General features: G+C 54.9%; 18 protein-coding genes and 1 riboswitch. Of the genes, 4 read left to right on the plus strand and 14 right to left on the minus strand.

Going from position 1 to position 22,952, the window contains the following annotated elements; translation table 11 throughout:
- Positions 1–125: 125 nt before the first annotated feature.
- The 3 genes from K2F33_RS03190 to K2F33_RS03200 all read right to left on the minus strand — a co-directional run bounded on the left by K2F33_RS03190 (position 126) and on the right by K2F33_RS03200 (position 4,269).
- A complete protein-coding gene (locus K2F33_RS03190) occupies positions 126–959 on the minus strand; it encodes a C40 family peptidase (protein ID WP_076176121.1) in 834 nt (277 codons plus the stop codon).
- A gap of 291 nt (positions 960–1,250) precedes the next feature.
- A complete protein-coding gene (locus K2F33_RS03195; protein WP_263880981.1) occupies positions 1,251–3,098 on the minus strand; it encodes a PQQ-binding-like beta-propeller repeat protein in 1,848 nt (615 codons plus the stop codon).
- Positions 3,099–3,390: 292 nt separating this feature from the next.
- Positions 3,391–4,269, minus strand: coding sequence for a cation diffusion facilitator family transporter (locus K2F33_RS03200; protein WP_212986093.1), 879 nt, complete (start codon positions 4,267–4,269; stop codon positions 3,391–3,393).
- Positions 4,270–4,454: 185 nt separating this feature from the next.
- Here K2F33_RS03200 and K2F33_RS03205 point away from each other — a divergent pair, with 185 nt between their 5' ends.
- On the plus strand, positions 4,455–4,640 hold the full coding sequence (locus tag K2F33_RS03205) for a hypothetical protein (RefSeq protein WP_076176128.1): 186 nt from the start codon (positions 4,455–4,457) through the stop codon (positions 4,638–4,640).
- An 84-nt stretch (positions 4,641–4,724) separates the two neighbouring features.
- Here the strand turns inward: K2F33_RS03205 and K2F33_RS03210 are convergent, their stop codons facing one another.
- Positions 4,725–6,350, minus strand: coding sequence for an ABC-F family ATP-binding cassette domain-containing protein (locus K2F33_RS03210; protein WP_076176130.1), 1,626 nt, complete (start codon positions 6,348–6,350; stop codon positions 4,725–4,727).
- Between the two features lie 391 nt (positions 6,351–6,741).
- Entirely contained in the window at positions 6,742–7,725 is a 984-nt protein-coding gene (locus K2F33_RS03215) for an MBL fold metallo-hydrolase (protein WP_263880982.1), read from the minus strand.
- A 439-nt stretch (positions 7,726–8,164) separates the two neighbouring features.
- On the opposite strand from K2F33_RS03215, the gene K2F33_RS03220 reads away from it, so the two are divergent.
- Positions 8,165–9,301, plus strand: a complete 1,137-nt coding sequence (locus K2F33_RS03220; RefSeq protein WP_263880983.1) for a virulence factor — start codon at positions 8,165–8,167, stop codon at positions 9,299–9,301.
- Positions 9,302–9,431: 130 nt separating this feature from the next.
- Positions 9,432–9,638: riboswitch (Lysine riboswitch) on the plus strand.
- A gap of 130 nt (positions 9,639–9,768) precedes the next feature.
- Complete coding sequence (locus K2F33_RS03225) at positions 9,769–11,226, plus strand: amino acid permease (RefSeq protein WP_076176136.1); 1,458 nt, start codon at positions 9,769–9,771, stop codon at positions 11,224–11,226.
- Between the two features lie 174 nt (positions 11,227–11,400).
- Here the strand turns inward: K2F33_RS03225 and K2F33_RS03230 are convergent, their stop codons facing one another.
- Together K2F33_RS03230 and K2F33_RS03235 are read right to left on the minus strand one after the other, a co-directional pair.
- Positions 11,401–12,543, minus strand: a complete 1,143-nt coding sequence (locus K2F33_RS03230) for a transglutaminase domain-containing protein (protein ID WP_089549839.1) — start codon at positions 12,541–12,543, stop codon at positions 11,401–11,403.
- Positions 12,544–12,799: 256 nt separating this feature from the next.
- Complete coding sequence (locus K2F33_RS03235) at positions 12,800–13,450, minus strand: bifunctional 4-hydroxy-2-oxoglutarate aldolase/2-dehydro-3-deoxy-phosphogluconate aldolase (protein WP_244879524.1); 651 nt, start codon at positions 13,448–13,450, stop codon at positions 12,800–12,802.
- A 269-nt stretch (positions 13,451–13,719) separates the two neighbouring features.
- Here K2F33_RS03235 and K2F33_RS03240 point away from each other — a divergent pair, with 269 nt between their 5' ends.
- Positions 13,720–13,917 carry a hypothetical protein gene (locus tag K2F33_RS03240; protein ID WP_076176143.1) on the plus strand — a complete coding sequence of 66 codons (198 nt, stop codon included), beginning with the start codon at positions 13,720–13,722 and terminating at the stop codon, positions 13,915–13,917.
- A gap of 173 nt (positions 13,918–14,090) precedes the next feature.
- Here K2F33_RS03240 and K2F33_RS03245 read toward each other — a convergent pair whose 3' ends face one another.
- From K2F33_RS03245 to K2F33_RS03275, 7 genes are all read right to left on the minus strand, one after another.
- Positions 14,091–14,324, minus strand: coding sequence for a glutaredoxin family protein (locus K2F33_RS03245; RefSeq protein WP_076176146.1), 234 nt, complete (start codon positions 14,322–14,324; stop codon positions 14,091–14,093).
- A gap of 85 nt (positions 14,325–14,409) precedes the next feature.
- Positions 14,410–15,351, minus strand: coding sequence for a thioredoxin-disulfide reductase (trxB, locus tag K2F33_RS03250; RefSeq protein ID WP_076176148.1), 942 nt, complete (start codon positions 15,349–15,351; stop codon positions 14,410–14,412).
- 280 nt (positions 15,352–15,631) lie between these two features.
- Entirely contained in the window at positions 15,632–17,596 is a 1,965-nt protein-coding gene (locus K2F33_RS03255) for a heavy metal translocating P-type ATPase (protein WP_263880984.1), read from the minus strand.
- 356 nt (positions 17,597–17,952) lie between these two features.
- On the minus strand, positions 17,953–19,254 hold the full coding sequence (locus K2F33_RS03260) for a putative PEP-binding protein (protein WP_263880985.1): 1,302 nt from the start codon (positions 19,252–19,254) through the stop codon (positions 17,953–17,955).
- Between the two features lie 338 nt (positions 19,255–19,592).
- The gene (locus K2F33_RS03265; protein WP_076176155.1) at positions 19,593–20,888 is read right to left on the minus strand and encodes a homocysteine synthase; all 1,296 of its coding nucleotides are present in this window, start codon (positions 20,886–20,888) and stop codon (positions 19,593–19,595) included.
- A gap of 209 nt (positions 20,889–21,097) precedes the next feature.
- The gene (locus tag K2F33_RS03270) at positions 21,098–21,688 is read right to left on the minus strand and encodes a permease (protein WP_263880986.1); all 591 of its coding nucleotides are present in this window, start codon (positions 21,686–21,688) and stop codon (positions 21,098–21,100) included.
- A 119-nt stretch (positions 21,689–21,807) separates the two neighbouring features.
- Positions 21,808–22,437, minus strand: coding sequence for a TetR/AcrR family transcriptional regulator (locus tag K2F33_RS03275; protein WP_076176159.1), 630 nt, complete (start codon positions 22,435–22,437; stop codon positions 21,808–21,810).
- Positions 22,438–22,952 lie beyond the last annotated feature (515 nt).

The raw sequence follows: 22,952 nt of genomic DNA on the forward strand, positions 1-22,952 counted from the left end.
AACGGGTGTCGGCGTCATTTAGTTCCTTCTACATAGAATATCATCAAACCTCCCGCACAGCGAAACCTTTGCGGGGGACAACAAAGGACCGGAGAATTCTCCGGTCCTTTGCATTTACGCGACCTTTATTTCAGAACGCTGCCTCCATACAGAAATCTCAGCTTCCAAGAGTTGCTGAAATCCGATACCGTAACGCCGCCGGCTTGATTGGAGTAGGTATGCAGCAGCTTGCCGTCGCCCAGATACACCGCCACATGGGTAATCCGCTGGCTGGACTTATCAACGCCTTGATAGGCGGAAGCGCTGGATCCGCGGTAACTCATAAAGAACACGAGATCTCCCCGCTTCAGCTGGTCCGTGCTGTATACAGCTCCGCTGTTTTCCTTCACCCAGGAGCCCTGCTGTCTGGAATCTGCCGGAAGCACAACGCCAGCAGCCTCTTTGAAGATTTGGCGGGTAAAATCCGAACAGTCGAACGTGGTCGTCGTATTCCGGTTGGAACCAAACTCGTAAGGGGTTCCCAGATACTTCATGCCGGTCTGGATCACCTTTTCGATCATGGCATTCGTATTTTCCGCGGAGACGGGTGGTGCCGCTTCAGAGGATCCGGTACTTGGCTGGGATGCCGAACCGGTGCCCTTAACGGCTATGTATTTTTCGCGGGTGCTGACGTAGCCAACCTTGCCCGACGAAGTTTTCACTTTATAATAATAAGCCGTGCTTTTCTCCAAAATCTGCACGGTCTCTCCTTTTTTCACATAACCGAGCACGTTGCTGGACAGGGAAGGCTTGTCCCGAAGATTCACCGAGGCCTGGATAACACCGACCTGGCCCTGTGCCTGAACCTGGCTGGATGCCGATGCCGCTTGAGCCTCATGTCCGGTCGGGATGATGACGGCTGCAGAAATGGCAGCGGATAATAGCAGGCATCCGAGTAAGCTTTTCTTGATGTTAATCATTTCATTCCTCCTTGAGATGTCTGAGTCGCTTGTAGAAACCGGGGAACGCCGGCCCGCTTAGCGCTTGCTCTCATTATAGGCAGGAGGATCGAGAAACCGCATGGCCCTTTTTACACAAATAAACACTCCAAATGTTGGTAGTAAACAGGTCTATGGTCTTAAATACACCTGGTCCCTGGAAATCAGGGAACATTAAGGAAATGCCTGCAGCGGCCAAATGGTAGAACAAAGCCGGCCCTGTTCAGGCCAGCCTTGTTCATCCATGTTTTCATCAGACGAAACTTTACACGATTATTCCACTAATGAATTCTCCAGATCCTCCCCGTTATTCGTCCCGCCTTGATCCGGAAGGTCAGTGCCGATTGGAGCAGCGGCGCGGACGACCTGAACCGAGGCCATCGTCCGGCCTCCCTTATATTGAGCAGAGATCTGGGTCAAGCCCGGCTTATGACCGATCAGATTTCCTTCCCCGTCCACTTCGGCAACGTCCGGATGACTGCTGCTGAATTGAACCTGCTTGGTAATATCCGATCTCGTCTGTGTCGAATAGTCATACAAAAAAACCTTGATATCCAGCGTCGAACCTTCCGAAAGCGAGTATTGGGACGAATCCAACTCGAGATAGCCGTTCAGGGGATCATACTCGCCCGTATCTTCCGGCAGTACAGTCACGTTCAATCTTGCTGTATAACCCTCGTAAGATGCTTCCACATAGGTGTCTCCCGGCTCCTTTCCCGTGATTCGGCCTAATGCGTCGACTTCGGCAATCGCAGCGTCCCCCGAAACGTAGACTGCGGCGTTGGACAAATCGCTTCGGGTTCCGTCATCATATACCGCTTGCAGCACCGTGGAGACGCTTGAACCTGTTTTCAGTTTCTTTTCCTTTTCCAAAAATGCGATGCCTGTTAGTGTTCGCTCAACAGGCGGCTGGTCCGCCGGCGGCGTGAGCTTCATCAGCTGAAATTTCGCGCTGTCTCCCCGCTGAACGGTTCCAGGGAAAATATAACCTCCATCCGGAGTTCCCGATGCGGTACCGACCCTGTAGATCGGAGGCCCCTTGAACAATTCCCTGCTGATCAGCCCCCCGCTCCGATCGACGCTTAACACGCTGTATTGATGCTTCCACTCTGAACTCCAGTCCAAGTATGTAACATGTTCACCCAGCAACGCGTAGCCCTCTGCCGTCTGGACCAGACGATTGAAATTCTGCGAATTGGCACCATCCGGGTATGTCTTTTCCCATTGCACCTGTCCGGTCAGATCCGTCTTGGTAAGTACCGGCACGCCGTTGCCGTTAACGGATTTACGGCTCAAGATCATATAGCCTCCGTCCTCGGCCGGAATGACCGAGTAGGCTGTCCAGCCGCTGCGCGGCTCGACCGTTTGCTTCGACCACACCTCTTTGCCTTGATCATCGATCTTCATTACCAGCATCGCATCATGTTCTCTCGATTCATATTCCACCATACCTGCGTGGCCGACAGCGATGTAACCCCCGTCGCTCGCGGGAATCAGATCGGTTAAATAGTCGCTCCCCGAAAAACTATACTGGTTGTACCACAGCGTATTCCCATTTTGATCAATCTTGGCGATATAAGCTCTGTCATAAGCAACCCAGTGGACGATTCCGCTTCCGGCGATCAAAAAGCTGCCATCCTCCGTCTCGACGATGGCTTTCGGGTTTTGATCATATCCTTGTGCATCCAGGACCTTCTGCCACACCACATTCCCCGATGCATCCAGCCTGATCAGGAACAGCTGCCGAATCGGCTCAAACTCTTCACCCGTGTTCCCTGCAATGAGATACCCCCCGTCCTTGGTCTCAATGGCCCGGTATGCCGTACTGGACCCCCAGTCATAATAAGCCAGCTTCTGCTCCCATTCCACCTGCCCTTCTCCATCCAGCTTTACCACATAGGCCTTTCGATACGAGTCATAGATGTCGCCCAGGGCTAGATAGCCACCGTCTGATGTAGGGATGACCCCCTCTCCGCCGGACTGGCTTCCGTAATCCTTGGACCATTCAATCGCCGACCGCGTCGGCTCGGCAGCCGCAAGGCTGAATCCGGGCCACATCCCAACCATCACCAGCAATCCGGCAGTGCAAGCAGTCCACAATCGCCAAAACGTTCTGTTCACAGCCTTTACCCCTTTCCATCGTAAGCATGATTTGAGACAGGAATTTGTAAAATCCCTCCATCTATGTCATTATTCATCGAATTTCTCCAACTGGATATCCCACAAACCTCATAATTACCTGCTACGTTGGAACCGTTTTCCAATTTTTATTTTCACACTTCGTCAGACCCATGGCTGAGACCATTTCTCCGAAAGGCAGCGGGCGGACACAAAAACAGCCACAATGCTTATGCACTGCGGCTGTTCACTGAAGCTGATCAAGAACACGGGAGCTTTTCAAAGGAACCGGCCTTCACAAGCTTTTCTCCCGAGGCTCCACATGGACGTGGACGTTCATAATATTATGAATTCTCTTCATCCGCTCTTCGATCTTGTCGCTGATGGCATGCCCTTCGATCAGGCTGAGGGTGGGGTCAACCACAATAACGACATCGACCAGGACATGGTTGCCGTGAACCCTGGCCTTCACATCGTTGATGCCTTCAACGCCGGGGGTTTTGGCAATGGTGCCCCGCAAATCGCGGAGTTCCTCCTGATCGAACCCGTCGGTCAAGCGGTAGGTGGAATCGCGAAAAATATCCCAGGCCGTCTTGCAGATCAGCAGACCTACGGCAAACGCCGCCACCACATCCAGCCATGGCAGGCCGAACTGTGCCCCGACAATCCCGACTGCCGCCCCGATACTGACCAGCGCATCGGACAGATTGTCTTTGGCGGCCGCCATCAAGGCCTGGCTCTTAATCTCCTTGGCCAGCTTTCTATTATATAAATAGACGAACAGCATGCATACAGCGCAGACAGCCGCCACGCCGGCTGACCATAAATCCGGCGAGGCTTCTTTGCCCATAAACAGGGATTTGGCCGCCTCCACCAGCACCTGAATACCGACCATGCCCATAATAAACGAAGCGATCAGCGATGCTACCGTCTCTGCACGGAAATGACCGTACGGGTGGTCTGAGTCCGGCGGTTTCTGCGATATCCGCAGGCCGATCAGCACGGCGGCCGACGCCACGATATCGGTCAGATTGTTAAACCCGTCTGCAAGTAGGGCGCTGGACGCAAAGAAGTAGCCGCCGACCAGCTTGCCCGCGGAGAGGATCAAATACGCCGCAATGCTGATCCAGGCGCCGCGTTCCCCTTTTCGGATATCTTCATAGATATGATCCAAGTTCGTTGGCCCCTTTTCACCGTTTCATGCCCAAAGGCACTTTTTTATCCTAGCAAACGAAAGTCGTGTGGGTCTAGAGAAACATAGTTGCTTATGTTCAAGAGGTTTTGTCTCTCCCATCTCTTGTGGGGAGCCGCAAAAACAGCTAGAATAAGGACACAACCCCAAAGGGAGGAACCCTACCCATGACGGATAATCAGGACGCCAAAAAGGTCAATTTGGCCGACGCCATCCGCGCGAAGCTGGAGCAGAAGAAGCAGCAGAACAAGGGCGGCAAGCCCGGCGGCTTCCAAAGCAATGCCCCGCACGCGATGAAGAGCCAAAACACGAAAAAGCCCAACAATCAGCGCCGCCGCACCGGCGGGTCCTAAACAAGCCACAGGCTTTATGGACAACACAGAAAAGCTGCCACCCCCGCTTAAGGGAATGGCAGCTTTTTTTCATGGCTTGAAGCGTTAAACTTCCTGCGGATACATCTGCTCGCGCAGCGCCTTGATTTCATCGTTCTCCAGATACTCGTCGTATGTCATGACTTTGTCAATGATGCCGTTCGGCGTAATTTCGATGATCCGGTTGGCGATCGTCTGAATGAACTGATGGTCATGCGATGTGAACAGGATCGTGCCGTCGAAGTCGATCAGCCCGTTGTTCAGCGCGGTGATGGACTCGAGGTCCAAGTGGTTCGTCGGCTCGTCGAGGAGCAGCACGTTCGCGCCGTTCAGCATCATCTTGGCCAGCATACAGCGCACCTTCTCTCCCCCGGAGAGAACGCTCGCCTTCTTCAACGCTTCTTCGCCGGAGAACAGCATCCGGCCCAGGAAGCCGCGCAGGAACGTCTCGTCCTGATCCTTGGAGAATTGGCGAAGCCATTCCACCAGGTTCAGGTCCACCCCGTCAAAATATTCGGAGTTGTCTTTCGGGAAGTACGCCTGTGTCGTCGTAACGCCCCAGGAGAACTCGCCCGCGTCCGGCTCCGCCTTGCCCATCAACACTTCGAACAGCATCGACTTCGGCAGTCCGTTCGGGCCGACAAAAGCGATCTTGTCGCCTTTGTTCACGACGAAGCTCAGCTCATCCAGCACCTTCTCGCCTTCAACGGTCTTCGTGAGGCGGTCTACCGTCAGCAATTGCTTGCCTGCTTCACGCTCCGGCTTGAAATGAAGGAACGGATATTTCCGGTTGGAAGGGCGGATATCGTCCAGCGTAATTTTATCCAGCTGCTTCTTCCGGGAAGTCGCCTGCTTGGATTTGGAAGCATTCGCGGAGAACCGCTGAATAAATGCCTGCAGCTCCTTGATCTTCTCTTCCTTCTTCTTGTTGGACTCGCGCTGGAGCTCCAGCGCCAATTTACTGGATTCATACCAGAAGTCGTAGTTACCCACGTACAGCTGGATTTTGCCGAAGTCGATATCCGCGATATGCGTACATACCTTGTTCAGGAAGTGACGGTCGTGGGATACGACGATGACAGTGCCTTCGTAGTCCATCAGGAAGTTCTCGAGCCACTGAATCGATTCGAGGTCCAAGTGGTTGGTAGGCTCGTCGAGCAGCAGGTTGTTCGGACGGCCGAACAAGGCCTGTGCCAGCAGGACGCGGACCTTCTCGTTGCCGGAGAGCTCCACCATCTTCTTGTCATGCAGCTCGCGCGGAATGCCGAGGCCGATCAGGAGTGCAGCCGCGTCAGGCTCGGCGTCCCATCCGTTCAGCTCGGCGAATTCGCCTTCAAGCTCACCCGCACGAAGTCCGTCCTCCTCGGAAAAGTCCGCTTTCGCATACAGCGCATCCTTTTCCTTCATAATGGTATACAGACGGCTGTGACCCATGATGACGGTTTCCAAAACCGGATACTCGTCGTATTCAAAATGGTTCTGCTTCAGCACCGCAAGGCGTTCGCCCGGTGTCATGTGAACCTCGCCCTGGTTCGGCTCGATTTCGCCGGAGAGGATCTTGAGGAACGTCGATTTGCCGGCTCCGTTGGCGCCGATCAAACCGTAGCAGTTGCCTGGCGTAAATTTTATATTTACATCTTCAAAAAGTGCGCGTTTTCCGTAACGGAGTGTCACGCCGCTTGTACTGATCATGAAGTATTACCATTCCTTTCGCTAGTAGGCTTCAGCACATTATAGCATAAATCAACGTGCGTTCGAAGCCCATTTCATAATAGAAGGAACAAAGTATAGCCCGCGGATTCGGCCGAGCCCGGGTATTCCTTCCCCTACCCGGACGTTTGTCCTATCATTGCCTATCTCTATCAATATAATCGTTTTTATCTATTTCTATTCCCGCTCGCGCTAAGAGATAATCAAAAGGACCCCAACATAGAAGGATGGGGGCCATTGTCCAAACCGCTCGAATTCACCATGGTGTAAGGGAAGGGTCCATGCAAAAACACCGGAAAGAAGCCGCCCGGCGGTCTTTCCGGTGTTTCGTATGGATCTATCGACGTATCCGATTCCTGTTCGGTATCCGGAACTACCTCCGCTCCGGGTGGATCGTCAGCGTCTCCCCGTAATGCATCACTTTAATCCGCTCCTCACTCAGACCGAGTCGGACCCGCTCCGCCTCCATCCGGTCCAGCGCCTCCCGGGCCGTATCGTCGGCCAGGCGGAACGTGCCGTAATGCATCGGGATCATCATATCGGCCTCCACATCCAGAAAAGCCTGCAGCGCCTCTTCGGGATTGACGTGCTGCGACGTCATAAACCACTCGGGCTCATACGCCCCGATCGGCATCAGCGCCACATGCAGGTTGAAGCGCCGGCCAATCTCTTTGAAGCCGGCAAAATACCCGCTGTCCCCCGCAAAATAGACGTTGGGCGGCAGCATCCTGGTGCCGTCTTCCGCTCCGGCGTTACCGGCTTCCCCTGTCTCATGCGGCTCCAGCACAAAGCCGCCCCAGTGCGAAGTGTTGGTGTCAAACGGCGTGCGGCGCGTCCAGTGCTGCGTCGGGACGAAGCTGATCTTCACCTGGCCGATGACTATATGCTCCCACCACTTCAGCTCCCGGCAATTGTGAAACCCTTTGCGGACCATCTTCGCGCGGAGGCCGACCGGAACGATCAGCGTCGTGCCCGCCCGGTACAGCTTCCGGATAGAAGCCATGTGCATATGGTCATAGTGGGAGTGCGATATGAGAATGATGTCCACCGGCGGCACATCATCGATCAGGAGACCGGGCGCGCCGAGGCGCCGCTCAAAGCCCATTCTTTTGGCCCAGACCGGGTCCGTCATAATGTTGAGGCCCTCATACTGGATGAAAAAAGTGGAGTGGCCGATCCAGGTAATCGACGTATCCTGCCGGTTGCCGTGCAGATACTCCAGATCCGGCGGCATATTCGGGATTTGGAAGCTGTAGTCCTTTTTCTTCTGCCGCCGCTCCTGGCGCCACTGTCTGAACTGCTTCAACGTTTTATCCGTACTGACATTATCCATGTTATTGTAGCGGATCTTCGGCAAGAGTCCCCCTCCTTCCCGGGTGTAATCGCTGTTTATTCCATTTTACCCGATCCGAAACCCTGTGTACCACTAGCGCTGACGCTCGAATGCTTCCCTCTATCCCAAGCTCGCTTGCCGCTAAGTCTATGAATTATTCGTCATGAAGGTCGGAGTAATGAATGACGTACAGCGCCAAAAGCATCATCGTCACGACGACAATCAGCATCGGCGCAAAATAAATGGTGAATATCACGCGGCAGTACAGCTCCTTCTATGCAGCTTGGTAACCTCTTAGTCATTGTCGTCTTTCCATCCGTTTTCTATCCGCGGCAAAAAGTTTATGTTTGGGGGCAAAGTGAGGTAAACTGTAGTTTAGATAGATGGATTCATCTATATAGGAATGAGTTGTATCATTTTTTTCAATAGTAAAAGTTGTTGAAGAAGAAGGAGGTCTTTATCTGTGAAGATCAAATTTATTGAGCCAACGCCGAGCCCGAACTCTATGAAGCTGCACCTGGATGAGAGTCTGGAGCCCGGTATCCGCAAAACATATACGCTTGACAATGAACGCTCCGCCCCGGCATGGATCCGGGAGATGCTGCATATCCAAGGGGTCAAGAGCGTGTTCCATACCCTTGACTTTGTCGCCTTGGAACGCCAGGGCAGCGCGGACTGGTCCGCCATCCTTGGCGAAGTGCAGGAGCGGTTCGGCCAGGAGGGCCTGACAAGCCAGTTCACGGAAGAAGACGTGGAAGCCGGCAGCCACTACGGCGAGGCGGAAGTGTTCGTGCAGTTTTTCCGGGGCATCCCGATGCAGATCCGCGTGAAATCGGGCACTCAGGAGGTTCGCCGGGCGCTGTCCGACCGCTTCACGAAAGCCGTGATGGAAGTCACTGCGGCGACGATGATCAAGGAGCGCAAGCTGAAGGATTACGGCGTCCGCTACGGGGAGCTGGAGGATATCGCCGGTGAGGTCGAGCAGGAGCTTGAAGCGGCGTTTCCTGAAGATCGGCTGAAGCAGGTCATTGAGCAGGCGATCGCCCATGGCGCCAGCGAGAGCGAGTTTGAAGAGGAGCGGCGCGAGCTGAGCGACGCTGAGCTCGCCGAGGCGATGCAGAGCGCCGACTGGAAGGTTCGCTATGCCGCCCTGGACGGCATGCAGCCGACCGAGGAGCGGCTGCCGATCATCCGTCAGGCGCTGCATGACGAGAAGATGCAGACCCGCCGCCTGGCGGTCGTCTACCTCGGCGATCTGCGCACGCCGGAAGCGATGGAGCTGCTGTACGAGGCGCTGAAGGACAGCTCGCCGACCGTCCGCCGGACGGCGGGCGACACGCTGTCTGACATCGGCGACCCGGCGGCCACGCCGGCGATGCAGGCGACGCTGAAGGACAGCAGCAAGATCGTCCGCTGGCGCGCCGCCCGCTTCCTGTACGAAGTGGGGACGGAAGAAGCACGCGATGCCCTGGAGGAAGCGGTAAACGATCCCGAGTTCGAAGTGAGCCTGCAGGCACGGATGGCCTTGGAACGCATCGAATCCGGCGAGCAGGCCGCAGGCACCGTGTGGCAGCAGATGGCCAAGCGGAGCCGCTCCTGAAGACTGCAGGGAACGGCTCTTCCGGAGTTCCAGCTTTAACCATTGCCTTTTCCCAGCGTAATACGTTACGATGTTACGTGTTCAATACATCAATACAAAGAAATATGTAAAAGATAACCTCATCCGTCCAAGGTGAGGTAGAGGTTGCGGAAGCGATGAGTAGCTGTTCCGAGGCGTAAGAGCCGCCGGTGACGACAGCGAAGGGCGCCTTCCGCCGAAGTGTGCGAACCCGCTCTACGGTTGGCATGCTGGGTCTGTTCTCCGAAAGGGACAGAACTGTCGCGGTGTTCCTTCCTCCTGCAGGAAGATGAAGACGCCGTGATGAGCTATCTTTCATGGAAGCACGGGTGCGGAAGCCATAGCGTCATTTATCGGGACCGCGGGTACTTCATACCTGGGGTCCCTTTTGGTTGTTCCCCTTCCACTCCATGAAGTCATATTCATATTTGAAGGGATGATTTCTTTTTATGCGTTTAAAAACACCGGCAACGGCACTCAAACAGAGCCTGAAATCCCGGCACATGACGATGATCGCCCTCGGCGGCTCTATCGGCACCGGGCTCTTTCTGGCAAGCGGCAGCGCCATCTCCTCCTCCGGACCGGGCGGAGCGATTCTGGCCTATGCCGCCGTCGGCCTGATGGTATATTTTCTGATGACAAGCCTGGGAGAAATGGCTACCTACATGCCGGATTCCGGCTCGTTCAGCACCTACGGCACCCGCTTCGTCAGCCCGGCCTTCGGATTTGCCGTCGGCTGGAACTTCTGGTACAACTGGGCGATCACGATCGCGGCCGAGCTGTCTGCGGCGACGGTCATTATCAAATATTGGTTTCCGGACTCTCCCTCCTTTTTGTGGAGTCTGCTGTTTCTCGCTATCATGTTTGCCCTCAATATTCTATCAGCCAAGGGCTACGGCGAATCCGAATACTGGTTTGCCATTATTAAAATCGCGGTCGTCATTATTTTCCTGATTGTCGGCATTCTGATGATCTTCGGGATCATGGGGGGCAAGCCGGTCGGCTTCGAGAACTTCAACCTGGGCGGCAGCTCCTTCCATGGCGGATTCTTTGCTTTCGTCGGCGTCTTTATGGCGGCGGGCTTTTCCTTCCAAGGAACCGAGCTGATCGGGGTGGCCGCAGGGGAGAGCGAAAATCCTCGCCAAAACGTGCCGCGCGCCATCAAGCAGGTATTTTGGCGGATCCTGATCTTCTACATTTTGGCGATCATCGTCATCGGCTTCCTGATTCCTTATACGAATCCGAACCTGCTGAAGACCGATCTGAACAATATCGGCGTCAGCCCGTTCACCCTCGTATTCCAAAAGGCGGGTCTGGCCTTTGCGGCATCCGTCATGAACGCGGTCATTCTGAGCTCCGTGCTGTCGGCGGGCAACTCCGGCATGTACGCCTCCACCCGCGTGCTGTATGCCATGGCCAAGGACGGCCTGGCACCTAAATTTTTGAGCCGGCTGAACAGCCGCGGCGTTCCCGTATACGCGCTCCTGATCACCACGGCGATCGGTATGCTGGCGTTTCTGGCCTCCCTGTTCGGCGACGGGGTCGTGTACAACTGGCTGCTGAACGCCTCCGGCATGTGCGGCTTTATTAACTGGCTCGGCATCGCCGTCTGCCATTACCGTTTCCGGCGGGCTTTCCTCGCCCAGGGACATTCCCTGGACGAGCTGCCCTACCGGGCGCGCTGGTTCCCGTTCGGACCGATCTTTGCCTTTATCCTGTGCATTATCGCGATCTTGGGACAGAACACCGGAGCGTTTACCGGCAGCAAAATCGACTGGTACGGCATTCTCGTGACGTATGTCAGCATTCCGCTGTTCCTGGCCGTATGGTTCGGCTACAAGTGGAAAAAGAAAACCAAGCTGACCCCGCTGGAGCAGTGCGACCTGACCACCCACGACCCGCGGTAACATAAAAAAGGAGACTCACAAATGAACATGTGAGTCTCCTTTTTTTAGGTGCTGATGGCTTTCCCAAAATACCAGATGGCCAAAAAGCCCTCTCCTGCCAAGCTCCTGGGCTTCGCAGTGAGGGGGCTTTCTGCTGCATAGCGGCAAGTCTCGCTTGCCAATACACCGCTTTGCCTATTTCCAAGTGACGTAAATTCTCAAATCCTCCGTCTCATCCAGCGGGCTTTGCGTGTATGAGATCGAGCTCACCCCAAGCCGGTACAAATCCTGCAGGGCGCCGAGCAGCTGCTCCTTGTCCCCGTGGAACCGGAAAAGCAGCGAGTGCCCTCCCGCAGCGACCACCGGTTTGGCCTTGGCACTGAGCTGGGCGGATGTCGATACGATCTGCGCCGGATCATACAGCTGGTACTCAAGCTGTTCCTGCAGCTTCTGGTAAAACGCCAAATGGCTTCCTCCCTGCCGGATCAGGCCGGACAGCGTATCGCGATACAAGGTCATGGCAGCGGGATAAGCTTTGGTCCATGCATGGTCCTTCCTCATCTGCGCGTCCGTGCGCAGGTAATAGCCCGTACCGACCTCACCGGCCTTGTCCGGAGCGGGATCATCCCAGGTCGTGTCCAAGTGGTACCATTTGCCGTCAAGAAGCACCAGATTCCAGGCATGCAGCTGACTCACGCCCGTATCTCTCGGGGCGGCGGTGCCTTCCACAATTTTATTCGGAATTCCGGCTTCCTTCAGCATTTTGTAAGTCAGCAGCGAATATCCCTGGCAGACCGTGCTGCCCGAGCTGAGTCCGTCATACGCGGTATATTTCTGAAGGGTCCTATCGTATTTCAAATGGAGTATCACCCAGTCATGGATCGCCTTGATCTTCTCATGATCGTTCATGCCTGGCCGGATCAGGCTGCCGAGTACCGCCTTCACCCGCTGGTCGACGTATGCCGTCTGCGCGGCCGTTTCCCGGTAGCGGAGCTGCACACTCACCGTGGCCGATTTCGAGCTGCCGCTGTAGGAGTAACCATAGCTTTCGATCGTGTAATTGATGTAGGGATCGCTCTCCAGCGCCTGTTCGAGGGCGCTCTTCAGCTGGCTCTTGAGGGCCGACGTCTTGCCCTGGTACACAAACTGAATCTTCTCCAGGCGCTGATTCATGGCGGCCAGCAGCTTCGCCTGAATCCCGTCCACGGTCGTGACCACATTCGCCGGAGAGGTCGCGGCCGCATATACCCTTTGCCAATCAATGCTCGGGGAAACGGCGGCGGCAACCACCGTTCCAAAGAGCAGCAACGAAACGAGCGAGAAGCGCTTTACAATCATATGGCCCCCTCCCTTCCTGACCATCATGCCGGTCCACACCTGTACCGCTTTTGTCATCCCATGGCCGAACGAGCCTACCCGTACATGAAAATGGCCCTTCCAAATGACTCTATTCCAGCTATGGGCAAGTTATGACACAACGCTTCTATGCTGCTTTGCGAACGGCCATCTGAGGCGGTTTGTGACCGGCTAACGAACGATTCCATGCAGCACACCTGCTGCCTCCTGCTGGCTTAAAGCACCTCTTGCCGCTCCATTACTTATCCGTTTCTGTTCGGGCAGCCGCCTGAACAAACGCCGCGGCCCGTTCCTGGACGGCCTCGACATTTCCCGACTCCAGCTCCGCCTTCGGCAGCAGCGAGCTGCCGATCCCGACCGCGCACGCCCCTGCTTCGAAATAATCGGCAATATTGCCGATCGTCACCCCGCCTGTAGCCATCAGAGGTATATGATCCAGCGGCGCACGGATCTCTTTCAAATAGCCAATTCCGAGGCTGCCCATCGGGAACAGTTTCACTGCGCTGGCACCGGCCTCGTAAGCGGCCACAATCTCAGTCGGCGTCATGGCACCAGGCCATACGTCGATGCCCTGCTCCAGAGCAAAGGAGATGACGGCTTGATCGACATTGGGCGAGATCAGAAACTGCGCTCCAGCCTGAACCGCCTCCTTGGCCATGGCCAGGTTCAATACGGTTCCAGCGCCTACATAGGCTCGTCCGTCGTATGCCGAGCGCCAGCCTTCGATCATGTGCAGCGCCCCATCGGTATTCAGCGTAACTTCCATAAGCCGGACGCCTCCGGCGATCAGTCCCTCACCTGCCGTCCTGGCCTGATCCCGGGTGATCCCCCGGACGATCGCAACCATTCTTGCGGACAGCAGTTCCTGCATTGCTTGTGATGTATGCATGCGTTTCATTCCTTCCGAATCTATTTTTCTTAGTATATTCGGACTTTACAGGCGTTTTCCTTCCCGGACATGTCAATTCGGCAGGATCTCTCATGCTTCCGTTTATTTCGTCCTTGGCACAGGATTTGACGAAAAATCGACGTATTTTTCCCCCGAATCTACGGAAATGCAGGCCGGGTTTCGTATATAATAGGAATGTTGTATAGAAATGATTGTTTGTGGACGTTGGTAAACCCGATGATTTTACCTTAGGAATGGAGAGATTGTCCGTGACTTACGTGGATATTTCCAATATATCGGTCGAGGTATTCGTGACCGTGCTGCTGTTTCTGCTGATTATCGCCCCGCTGTTCAGCCTGGCCATTCTGCGTTTTTTTCAGGGCCGTCCCAAGGCCGGATTCACGCTCATCGCGACGGGCATTATCATCTACTTCGTGCTGCAGCTGGTCGGGAAACTGTTCTTTTGACAGCGTTTTAAAAGTAAAAAAGCCTAGGGATACCCCAGAGCGGCCCGGATCGCGGCCTGCCTTTGGCGGTCATCCCTTATTTTTTGCGCCTACGAAAAAAAGGCCGCCCCGGCGGAAGCATCTTTGCTCCAAGGGACGACCTCTAATTTAGCGGTTATAGAATGAACAGAAAATTATTGTTGATTCAAAAACTTTTCAAACTGGGTTGTGTTCATGCCCAGCACGCGGTTCTCGCCAATGACGGTCAAAGGAACGGCGCGAACGCCCATGTCCCAGACCTGCTGTGCATACTCATCGTTTTGCTCGATGTTGCGTTCTTCGAACTCGACGCCCTTGTCGGCCAAGTATCCTTTCACCTGACGGCAGTGCGGGCAGTTGGTGCTGGTATATACAATCACTTTTTCCATCGCTTTAGGTCACCTCATATCGTGAAAATGTCGTGTATGTCAACAGGCTCTTGCGCCGGCCTGATCGGTCCACTTCATGCATCCATTACAGAGCGACTGCGCTGTGCTCCAGACTTTCAATATACTTCTCGCAATCGATTGCTGCCATACATCCGCTACCGGCTGCCGTAATAGCCTGTCTGTAGCGGGTGTCCTGAACGTCGCCGCAGGCGAAGACGCCAGGGATGTTCGTTTCCGTCGTTCCTGGCTGCACAACGATGTAGCCGTTCTCGTCGAGCGTAATTTGGCCGCCCAAAAATCCGGTATTCGGGTGATGACCGATGGCAACAAACACGCCGCTTGCTTCGATCAGTTCCTCTTCACCTGTCTCGTTGTTCAGCACTTTGAGGCCTTTCACGCCGCGCTCGTCAGCCACAACTTCGAGCGGAGTACGGTTAAGTGCCCATTCCACCTTCTCATTGGCACGCACGCGGTCCTGCATGATCTTGGAGCCGCGCAGCTCAGTGCGGCGGTGTACCAGCGTCACTTTGGACGCAAAGCGTGTCAGGAAGCCGGCTTCTTCGAGCGCGGAGTCGCCGCCGCCGACCACGATAATTTCTTTACCGCGGAAGAAGAATCCGTCGCAGGTCGCACAGGTACTTACGCCGCGTCCGACATTCTCCTGCTCCCCGGGAATGCCCAGGTATTTGGCGGTTGCGCCAGTGGACAGGATCAGCGTCTCGGTTTCGATATGGCCGATGCCTTCCACGTCAAGCTTGAACGGACGCGCGCCCAGCTCCACGTTGTTCACCCAGCCCGTGCGGAATTCAGCGCCGAAACGCTCCGCCTGCTTGCGCATATTATCCATCAGTTCCGGTCCCATCACGCCTTCAGGGAATCCTGGAAAGTTCTCAACTTCTGTCGTCGTGGTAAGCTGGCCGCCCGGCTGCGGCCCTTCAATAATCAGCGGACTCATATTGGCCCGTGCCAAATAAATCGCTGCCGTCAATCCGGCAGGTCCTGTCCCGATAATTACGGATTTATACATAGGATCTCCCTCCAAGCTTCCCGTTCCCGGTGCATCGTCCCTTAGCGGGTTCGTCCGGGATCTATTTATCATTTAATTTAAAATAATTATTATCTGATAATCATTATCATACATTTTTCATAAGATGTCAATAGATCAAGTATACATGCCTTTCACCTGAATTGTGAACAATTTAATTTTTACAAATCGTTTAACAATTTCCTGCCGAGCAAAAAAGGAACCTCCGACTCTCCTTCGGAGGTTCCTTCATTTATGAGCCGCTTCGGTCTCGACACCGCACTTACCGCAGCAGACGGAGCCCGTTCAAAATGACAAGGATCGTGCTTCCCTCGTGGCCGACCACGCCGAACGGAAGGGCGATGCCGGCGGCAAAGTTGCTGACCATCAGCAGCAAAATCACCGACACGGCAAACACCATGTTCTGCTTGACGATGCGCCGGGCGCGGCGGGCGAGCGTAATCGTCGAGGCGATCTCCTCAATGTTGTCGTTCATCAGAACGACATCCGCCACCTCGAGTGCGGTGCCGCTGCCGTTCATCCCCATACCCATGCCTACGGTGGCCGTAGCCAGTGCAGGCGCGTCATTCACGCCGTCCCCGACCATCACCACGTGGCCGTACTGCTCGCGCAGCCGTTTCACATGGTTGACCTTCTCTTCTGGCAGCAAATCAGCAAAGACGTAATCAACACCGATGCTGCTGCCGATGGCGTTTGCCGTCAGGCTGTGATCGCCGGTCAGCATCGCGACCTTGACGCCGATTGACTGCAGCTGCTTCACGGCCGCGGCTGCCTGCGGGCGGATCACATCAGCGAGTGCGACCAGCCCGGCAACCCGCTCCCCGTCCAAAATCACGGACACGGTTTTGCCGGCCGCGTTCAGCTCCTGACGCAGCCGGAGCCATGCGGCATGTTCGCCGGACGCGTCAGCCTGATCCAGCATATCCGCCTTACCGATGCGCCAGCGTCTGCCCTGAACCCAGCCTTCCATACCCCAGCCGGTCAGCGAGGTCACCGATTCCGCTGAAGGCAGCATCGCGCCCTCCTCCTCGGCTTTCACCACGATGGCTTTGGCCAGCGGATGCTCGGACAGTTGTTCCACGGATGCGCAAATACCCAGAAGCTCCAGGCGGTCGTATCCGTCCGCCGGAATGAAATCCGTTACCTGCGGCGTTCCGAGCGTCAGCGTTCCCGTTTTGTCAAAAGCGACCACGGACGTCAGCGCCATGTTCTCTACATGCGCACCGCCCTTGAACAGAATGCCCCGGCGTGCCCGGTTTGAGATAACAGACAGCATTGCCGGCATAATGGAAGACACCAATGCGCACGGCGAAGCTACCACCAGGAACACCATCGCTTTATAAAAGGAGGTTCCAAAGCTCCAGCCCAGCACAAACGGAGTCAGGAAAATGAGGACCAGCGTCGCCGCCACCACGATACGCGCATAAATGGCTTCAAACCGCTTCATGAAACGCTGCGAATCCGGAACCTCGGTCTCGGCTTCCTCCACGAGCTTTACGATTTTGGCGAAAACGGTGGACTCCGCGGAACGCGACACCTCCACGTACAGCACGCCTTCCCCGTTCAGCGTTCCGGCAAACACCTCGTCGCCCGCGGCTTTGTCGGCCGGGACCGATTCGCCGGTGATGGACGATTGGTTCACCGAGGAGTTCCCCTTCTGGATGATTCCATCCGCCGGGATCAGTTCTCCCGGTTTGACCAGGACCAGGTCGCCGATGGCCAGTTCCCCAATCGGAACGTGCTTCATCTGCCCGTCCTGAATCCGCAGCGCGGTTTCCGGCTTCAGCGCCATCAGCGATGAAATATCCTTTTTGCTTCGTTCGGTAGTGTAGCTTTCCAATGCTCCGCTCAGGGCGAAGATAAAGATGAGCATGGCGCCTTCGTTCCAGTAGCCGATGCTTGCGGCGCCCAGCGCGGCAGCTACCATCAGCAGGTTGACGTCCAGATCGCGCTCGTGGATCAGCGTTTCGACCCCTTCCTTCGCTTTCAGCCAGCCTCCTGCGGCATAGGACAGAATATACAGCACGACCGATACGACGGCCGGGGCGGACAGCCAGCTGGCTGCCCAGCCGCCCAGCATAAGCAGTCCGCTCGCTAGCGCCGCCTGCATTTCCGAATTGCGGATCAGCGAGCGTAGATCAAAGCGCCCTTTCTTTCCGGGACCTGGGCGGTTCAGATTGGCCTGACGCTGAATCGATTGAGCAGGAGCATTTCGTATGTTTTCCATGAGTGATCACCTTCCTAATGAGAATGAATAGCATTATTAGTCCCCTTAAAATGGCACATGCTGCTCCGGACTAGCCGGAGCAGCATGGTATGCGGATGGAAACGGAACGCCTCTGACGAACCTTTCTTCCTTCGCGATTGTTGTTTTTAAATGAGAATGATAATCATTTTTGCGTCAATACAATAATTTTGTGTTAAGGAAACTTTTTGTTAATTACAGTATACGCGCCCTCCCATAAAAAGTAAACGGGGATGCTATTTTTTACGCAAAAAAATAGGCTTTAATGAATCCGAAGCAGGCCTTCCCACCCCAGTAATCATTAAGCCTATTGATTATTTATCCTATAAAGCGCGATGCTACGTTCTTCCCTGTGCGGATCTGCGCCTTAGTTCGTGCTGCCTTTCCAGGAGCTCCCACTGCGCTGCGGCGAGCCGCACGCCCGGCAGCTCGGAGGGAACCGTGCTGACCGCGTTCAGTCCCAAACGATAAACATAAGCGAGATCCGACGGTTTTACCGCCCCGGAGAGGCAGATTCGAATGGCCGGCTTCGTCCGGCGGATGCTGTACACCAGTTCCTCCAGCACGCTGTACGGAATGCCCGCACTGAGCACTTTTCCCCTCTCCTCTTCGCTGACCAGGTATTCCATCAGCCAGGCCCCTTCATGCTTCCCGTTGATCACGATGAAATCTGCGAACCTGGCGATTTCCGCTGCCGCTGTTTCGCGAACGTCCCAATCCAGCATCGCTCCGACCCGGTATCTTAAGGATCTGCGCTGGTGACAAAGGGTTTCCTCGCCGACCCGATCGATAAACTCATGAATCCTATGAAAAGCCTCCCCGTCCTCTGGATAAGGAACCAGCAGTTCCAGACTGCAGTCGATCCTTTGCATTTGGCAGGACTGGGCGGCCCGAAACAGGGCTTCCAGCTGAATATCCCGGAGCATATCAATGTCCAGCGCCGCGTCGCCTTTCAGCTTACGGTAGTCTTTCAGGCGTCCGGACACGAGAGCCACCGTCAGCGGCGCTCCCTGCAGGCTGTGCAGGAGATTCACCAGATGCCCCTTCCACCGGTTCATCAGCCGCTCCTGAATCTCCCGTTCGCGGCCGTCAACTCCCGGAACCCGATTGAGCCACTCCGCATAAATTTCCTTCAGATGGCCGGTTCTCAGCCACTCTTCTTCCCGAAGCAGCACTAAACCGGCCGCTCCGTCCAGGCGTTCGTTTTGCCGGTACAGGTAAGGAGCTTCTTCCGTATATACCCGCAAACTGCGCATGGAATCACTCCAATCCAACAGCATCTCCGGGGTCGAGCCTTCCTCTGGCTTGGACCGGTATTCCTCCGCTTCCTGAAGGATTTCCCCAATCCGCTCGGAATCCGCGGACAGAAGCGCCTTCTCCCTCGTAATCGAGCCGATGGATGCAAGCTCTACCAGGGATGCGATCTCGGGAAGGGAGCCCGCCCTTGCATAGTCTCCGGCATCTTCCAAGTGGGGGGCATCCGATTCCTGGCGGCCGTTCTCCTCTTCCCTGCCGGAACGCCGGTCACGAGCGCTCCCGCCCATTTGTCCGCATGCCGGCTGGTGAACCGCTTCCACACCGCAAGGTGCGGGGCAGGAGCCGAATTGGCAGAAGCTGTTCTGACACCGTTCACCCTTCATTTTTGGCTGTCCACCCTCTCTTCAGAGATAAATGAGCTTCCACTTGCGTAAATTGCTGTACAGAATGAACTCAAGCAATTCATGTTGAAAGACTTGGATAAGCCGTTACAATGAGGGTTTTCATTCGAAACTTGAGTTCAATCTATATACCCTACAGAATATTAGCCGAAAGGGCGAAATATACGGAATTTGCGCGGTTTCCCAAGGAAAGCCTACGGGCGGAGAGCCCCCATTGGGCAAGCTTACGATTCACAACACAAAAAGCCGCCTCAAACGAGGCGGCTGATCAGGATAAGGACGGGATTTAACTTCTATAGCTTTATATAGCTTTGGATGGCTTAAGCTTGCTGGCTGGCCTCAATGGCCTGCTCCAGATCGTGCAAAATATCGTCAATCGCTTCCGTACCGATGGACAGCCGCAGCATTTCCGGGTTCACCCCGGCGGCCACCTGCTCCTCTTCCGACAGCTGCTGGTGCGTGGTGCTGGCCGGGTGGATGATCAGCGACTTCGAGTCGCCGACATTGGCCAAGTGGGAGAACAGCTTCACGTTCTCGATCACCTTGCGGCCTGCTTCCGTGCCGCCCTTGATGCCGAACGTCAGAATCGCTCCCTGTCCCTTCGGCAGGTACTTCTTCGCCAGTTCATGCGAAGGATGGCTTGCGAGCCCGGGGTAACTGACCCACTCTACCGCATCGTGGCTTTCCAGGAACTGCGCGACTTTCAGCGCATTCTCGCTGTGCCGCTCCATCCGCAGGTGCAGCGTTTCCAGACCTTGAAGCAGCAGCCACGAGTTGAACGGGGAGATCGCCGATCCCATATCCCGGAGCAGCTGTACACGCGCCTTGATAATGTAGGCGATCGGGCCGACAGCTTCCGTATACACGACGCCGTGGTAGCTTGGATCCGGTTCGGTCAGTCCCGGGAACTTGCCGCTGGCTGCCCAGTCAAACTTGCCGCTGTCGACGATTACGCCGCCGATGGACGTGCCGTGGCCGCCGATGAACTTCGTTGCCGAGTGAACGACGACGTCGGCACCGTGCTCGATCGGACGCAGCAAATAAGGGCTCGGGAATGTGTTGTCCACGATCAGCGGGATGCCATTCTCATGGGCGATAGCGGCAACGGCCTCCACATCAAGCACGTCCCCTTTCGGGTTGCCGATCGTTTCGGCGTACAGCGCTTTCGTCTTATCCGTAATGGCCGCGCGGAAATTTTCCGGGTTGCTGGCATCGACAAAGTGCACTTTAATGCCAAGCTTCGCCAGCGTATTGGCAAATAAATTATAGGTTCCACCGTACAGCGTTGAGGACGAGACGATCTCATCCCCGGCGCCGGCAATATTCAGGATGGAGAAGGTGATCGCCGCCTGTCCGGAGGAAACCGCCAACGCTCCGGCACCGCCTTCCAGGGCTGCAACGCGCTGCTCAAATACGTCGGTGGTCGGGTTCATAATGCGGGTATAAATGTTGCCGAACTCCTTCAGAGCAAACAGATTGGCGGCATGATCGCTGTCCTTGAATCCGTAAGACGTCGTTTGATAGAGCGGCACGGCACGCGAAAAAGTCGCAGGATCGATTTCCTGGCCTGCATGGACGGCGAGCGTTTCAATGGATAATGGGCGTTTCTCGGACATAGGTGGATCCTCCTTCATGTAACTGTGGAAAATGATTCCACACGCGAATTTTTTCATATTTTCTCATACTTTGTGAGGTTTGAAAAGAAGGAAATTATTATAAATCCGATAAAGTTTATTGGATTTATACGTCCGAGAACGTGAGACCCAAACGCAGCGCATGGACAGACTGATCAAGAAAATCTAAATTTCAGCAAAAGTCCGGAAGATCAAATCCCGATCAGATCGGATATAAACGAGCCCATCAGCAGGACGGCCATGACCGCAGCAGCCCATACCGCTTTGGCAGAAAAGGCGCCTCCGGCGATTTCCGGCGCGTTCCGTGCCCTTAATCGCACTGACCGATAATACATGACTGCACCCACGGCAATAAGAAGAACCTCCAAAGCGCCGCTGATGAAAGGCCATTTCCATAAGCCGAACCCCATCAAAGGCAATGAGCCCAGATTTCCCGGCAGAATCGGCATGTCACTCCGGTGCACCAGCAGATCGAGCAGCCAGTGGCTGAAGACCACGCCGCCGATAACCCCTGCACTTCGCTTTCCCCATAGCCTCCAGGCCCCAAGGCCGGCAAGCAGGGCGATGATCAGCGCACTGACCAGCGAATGCGTATAGTCTGCATGGATAACGGCTCCGCCGTATCCTCCACCATCCGTTTCCACGGTTGTCTCCATTCCCGTAAGCAGCAGCGGCACAAAAATGACGTCAAGCAATTGCGTGCCCAGCATGATCGCCCACAGCGGAGTTTTGGGACTTGCGGCTTTGGCCGCTGCGGCGAGTCCAAAATGACCTGCGAACATCTTACTTCCCCTCCTTTTTCGTCGTCCGGCCGATTCGGGAATCAAGCCAGCCGCAAACCACTGTAAACAAAAGCATCAGAACGATAAAGCTCATCCATCAACCTCTCCTTTGCGGATCGTTATTTATCCGGCGCATGTTGTGCGCGGAAGCCCAGCAGCAAAACCTCGATCGCTTCACGAAACGTGGGAAGCAGACGCTCCATCAATTCCTCGGCCGATTCTTCGGACAGCTGATAGGTGCCCACAATGCCATGAAGCAGGTAAAAATAAATCCGGGTGGCCGACAGCAGCCGCTCGCTTCCCTCCGGTAAATCCAGACACTGCCGGACAGCCTGCATCAGCAGACGGAACATCCCGTTACGGACGCGGTTAATCTCAAGTTCGGGCTCCGCTTCGTCCACCCTTACAGAGCGTGCCTCAAAAAAGATGCGATGCATATTGCGGTGAATCAGGCAAAAGCGGATAAAATCCAGGCTGATTTGCCTCAATGCTTCTTCCGGCTCCAGCTTTCCGGACACCTTCTCCTCAATCTGCAGCTGCAATTCCGTTAACGCCGGGATGGACAGTTCGTGGAGCAGCGCCTCCTTATCTTCAAAATAAATGTAGATCGCTGTATGGGAGCAGCCCGCTTCCTTGGCCACTTCCCTCATGGTGACGGCATCGTACCCTTTGGCCGCGAAAAGCCGGCCGGCCGCATTCAAAATGTCCTGCTTGGTTTGTTCGGATCGAACTTGTTTTTTTCTGGGCATCTGGGTGTTTGTTCCTTTCGGTCTTTTTTAACTAACCAACGGTTACTTAATCTGTATGTTATAAATATAACCAGCGGTTACTTTTGTGTCAATCCTTTTTTTAGGAGATCAGAAAGTATAAATTTCGGAGCTTCTGCTTCCTGATCCCGCAAGAAAAACTTCCTCTAGACACGGTCTCCGGGCGCCTTATTGTACTTGCAGGCAAAAAAAAGAGCAGCCGCGTCGCGGCTGCCATAAAAAAGGAATCCTGAGAGTTATAAAGAGAGTAATCGATGTCGAATTAAGCGAATGAATGGTTGCACATTCGGATCACATAATCCTATCGATTGATAAGTAAGAGCTTATTGGATATAAGCTTACTTTTAATAAGTGCATGGAAAAGTATATATCTTCCACAAGCGGTTTGTCAAGCACATACCGTCCCCATGGAACCCATCCGGTGAAAGTTGACGGTATCTTAAAATCAAACTAACATGTCATTAGGACCAATTAAATGCATGAACGGACGTTTCGAG

Source organism: Paenibacillus sp. PSB04, assembly GCF_025809195.1.
Taxonomy (GTDB): Bacteria; Bacillota; Bacilli; order Paenibacillales; family Paenibacillaceae; genus Paenibacillus_AQ; species Paenibacillus_AQ favisporus.